Here is a 1,086-nt window from a genome sequence, read left to right as displayed (position 1 = left end):
TATATAGATTACTTGAAGAGAAGCTCAGCCGGGCGCTGATCAACCGAAGCGAGCAGATATCCTTTAGCGATAAAGTGCGCGCCTATATCGGCGCGAATATACCGGAGAATTTCCCTTCTCAGGAAGAAGTGGCTCAGCACTTTTGCTTGAGTGTAAGCGGACTAAAAAATCGTCTCAAAAAAGAAGGCTCCACATTTCGTAAGCTAGTCGATGAGAAGCGCTTTAAACTCGCCGAGCAGTTCATCAAGAACGAAGACCGGAGTCTAAAAGAAATTGGCTATGAACTGGGTTTTTCCGATCAAAGTGCCTTTAATCGCGCATTCAAGCGCTGGAACGGACTGAACCCCGGGCAGTTTCGATCCACCGAAACCACCGACAACTAGCGCACAAACGGCTTAACCGGAGTGTATGTCGACACGTCGAACAGTTCACGATGCTCGTGTACGTTTTAAATAACGTTTCTTCTCTTTGGCACCTTTCGCTGTTAGAGCCGGCTTTAATGCCTTTCGCAAAGTAGGCAGCAAGTATCCCGCAGTCGCCAACAAGCCAGAAAACCCCGGAATCGCGCGCTCTCGCTTACCATCCAGTGCACATTCAATAACGGCATCGGCGATCTCATCGGCATCGCTCATTGGTTGCGAGAACACCATGTCTGGGACGTCTTCAATATGATCCATGATAAACGCAGTATCGATTGGTCCAGGGGAGACCAGCGATACCGTCACCGCGGTTTCATTCAACTCTTCAGCAAGCGCCAACGAGAAAGCACGAAGTCCAAATTTACTGCATGAATACGTCGCCTCACCTTCAAGCGGGAAACGTCCAGCCAGCGAGGCAACATTCACGACTGCGCCATGCGATGCCTTTAGAAGGTGTGGCAAAGCGAGTTTGGTAAGCCGAATCGGCCCCTTAAGGTTCACATCAATGGTTTGATCAAGCCCGGAAAGATCCGCTTCTGCGACATCGCCACGCTCATGATATCCGGCATTATTCACTAGCACATCAATACGACCAAACTGCTCGACGGCTTTTGCTATTAGGGCTTCACAGTCTTCGAGCTTGGCGACGTCGGTTTGCACAGCCATT

2 protein-coding genes are annotated in these 1,086 nt (G+C 50.0%); one reads left to right on the top strand and one right to left on the bottom strand.

What is annotated here, in order from left to right:
* On the top strand, positions 1 to 383 hold a 383-nt coding region (locus A3750_RS21800; RefSeq protein ID WP_156498828.1), incomplete at its 5' end, for an AraC family transcriptional regulator.
* Between the two features lie 45 nt (positions 384 to 428).
* Here the strand turns inward: A3750_RS21800 and A3750_RS21795 are convergent.
* Positions 429 to 1,086, bottom strand: a 658-nt coding sequence (locus A3750_RS21795) for an SDR family oxidoreductase (protein ID WP_068548823.1), incomplete at its 5' end; no start/stop codon positions are given.

It is taken from the genome of Oleiphilus sp. HI0079 (assembly GCF_001635105.1).
The sequence above is the reverse complement of the archived record's forward strand: the minus strand, read 5'-3'. Positions and strand labels throughout refer to the sequence as shown.